The sequence below is a fragment of the Novipirellula herctigrandis genome (assembly GCA_007859835.1).
Taxonomy (GTDB): domain Bacteria; phylum Planctomycetota; class Planctomycetia; order Pirellulales; family Pirellulaceae; genus Novipirellula_A; species Novipirellula_A herctigrandis.
The window spans coordinates 6,746-9,075 of sequence record SJPJ01000003.1 but is presented as its reverse complement, the minus strand read 5'-3'; the positions used below and the strand labels follow the sequence as shown (position 1 = coordinate 9,075).

The 2,330-nt window shown below is 53.4% G+C and carries 2 protein-coding genes and 1 pseudogene; all 3 read left to right on the top strand.

The window, feature by feature from the left end:
* Positions 1 to 237 (top strand): annotated as a pseudogene (locus CA13_RS36055) (hypothetical protein); the annotation flags it as partial.
* Positions 238 to 727: 490 nt separating this feature from the next.
* Positions 728 to 1,900, top strand: coding sequence for a hypothetical protein (locus CA13_RS34015; RefSeq protein WP_146404718.1), 1,173 nt, complete (start codon positions 728 to 730; stop codon positions 1,898 to 1,900).
* 103 nt (positions 1,901 to 2,003) lie between these two features.
* Positions 2,004 to 2,330: hypothetical protein (locus CA13_RS34010; protein WP_419195327.1), on the top strand; the 327-nt coding region annotated here is incomplete at its 3' end.

The window sequence follows — 2,330 nt, the reverse complement described above, 5'->3', positions numbered from 1 at the left end:
GATTGGACGGGCCGGCAGTTGCACCGGAACAAGGTTGGCAAGATACCCGACCACTTGGCTCCTATCTTGAGTCGCATTGGACTCGACACCCATGGTTGGTGCGACATTGTGAAGAAGTTTGGTCGCGTCTTTAAGCGAGCGGCAGGAACTCCCGAGAGCCTTGCTCGTGAGGCAGTCCGGTGTGGGCAAGGCTGGCTGTGTGCTCCCGAGAACCCACTGGGACTTTCTTCGGTGTAGCGGATTCTCTTCCATACGCTAGAACCTGGAACTGATTTTGCGATTAGTGTTGGGTGCTGCGCGGTCGATGCTGAAAAGATGCATGTGCGCTCGCAGGAAGGGAGGGTTCCCACTCCGATCGCGTCCAATGGCGGAATATTTCCGAAGCAAAGACTCTGGAGAAGCTCCTTGCTGAAAATAAAACTGGATGGCTCTTTCTTGTTCTCCTAAGCGAAACGTCACGCAGCGCAGTGATCGCTCCGTACCGTTTCGTCACATTCTCGATTTGCGCAATGGGTTACAGGGGACATCTCCTTGTGTTTTTGCAGACTTTTTGCTGCGTAGGCTACCAAGTTGTCACGCCTCGATGTTATGGCCAGACAACTTTGTCTTCCCATGCAAGGTCGTTGATTGCTCCGCGATCAAAGCGTAAGATTCGCCTGTTCAGTGTGCGTTTGGATTCACGTCTGGATCGCAGTGCGAACCACTTCACTCCCAAAGGCTAACTCCGATGATCATTTATCTTCGCTCCCTGTTTCTCCTCTCATTTATCTCTGCTGCGGTTTGTTTGTGCCAAGGAAGCGTTGCAGCTCAGTCGGCAACATTGCAAGCCGATCCAGTTACCACTGCTTCAAAAACAGCAGCAAAAAAATCGAACACTGGTGCTGGCAAGCGTGGGGGCGTGCCGACGAGATTCTACGTCGACCCTGGCTGGCAAGCCGAGCGTTTTCCCAAGCACGCGGTGTGCTATGAATCGCCTGACAAGATCGCCGCGATCTACGCTCAAACTCTAAAGCAGAAACAGAATCCTGTTACGTCCTATGAAAAGCCTTTGGACGGGTCGCTGCGAATTGTGGGAACGGGACACAGCTTCATGATGCCCGGCTACAAAACATTGCCCCTGATCGCCCGTGCTGCCGGTTTTCAGCAACCACCGTTGTTGACGCATGTCGGTGGCGGAATCACCGGCAGTGCTCGTTATAAATGGGAAGAAGAAAACGGGATCTTTCAATTCGATGGTAGACCAAAGCCGATGCTGCTCAGCTCGATCGCTGGCGCTCAGTGGGACGCCATGATGTGGGGGCCTTACTACGATGATCGCACCGAATACTATTCGTGCTGGATCGACTTTTGCCACCAGCATAACCAGAACATCAATTTCTATCTGTCCGATGCTTGGCCGCAACTCGATCAATTGAAACAGATTCCCCGTAGCGAAGACGAACTTACCAGCGAGGTCGTCGCTCAAATGCATCAAGATAAACGAGCGACTTATCAACCGCTGATCGAACAATTAAACCGCAAATATGGCAACCATGTATTTGTGCTGCCGACGTCGCAGGCAATGGTACTGGCAGTGGATTACTACCATCGCGGCCAGCTGCCCGGCGTCGAGGGGATCCACAAAGCGATTGGTGGCAAGGAACGATCGTTGTGGCGTGACAGACTGGGGCACCTGGGCAACGGAATGGAAAGTCTCGAAGGCTACGTTTTCTACGCCACGCTGTACGGCCGTTCGCCCGAGTTGATTGCCGGCAAGAAGCCGATCACGACTGCAAAGGATTACCCGAGTCCTGAGTTGGACCGCATGTTCCGCAAAATCGCTTGGCAAGCCGTCATCACCGATCCGCTTTCCGGAGTCATCGACCAAGACAAAAACGGAATTGCCGATGACCGCCAGTGAAACGTAAAGACGCGGGCGTCAATTTGCCCACATTGCAACGGCGATCGACACTGCCACCGACGACGATGGTGGTTGGAAGACGGGAAGCAGCTACAATAATGGTGTGAGTGAAGCCAGAACGTACAATACCGACAACACGCTTTCGGGGATCGCCTTCAGCGGTGCATCGATCGGAGATCTTGCATACACTTGGGACACGAACAAGAACAAGACGTCCGAAGCCATCACTGGAACGATGGGCGGTTACGGTTTCAACGTCGGAACAAGCGGTTATGATGATGAAGATCGGCTGGTCAATTGGAACCGCTCCGATAGCAATCTCGATCAAGCCTGGAATCTTTCGCTTGTCGGCGACTGGAACAGTTTCACCGAGAACGCCAGTGTGCAAACGCGTACTCATGGGCCGACGCACGAGATCCTGACTGCCGCA

What these genes read in the sequence shown, in the direction of transcription:
- CA13_RS34015 (WP_146404718.1), top strand. Translation starts at nt 728, where the DNA reads ATGATCATTTATCTTCGCTCCCTGTTTCTCCTCTCATTTATCTCTGCT.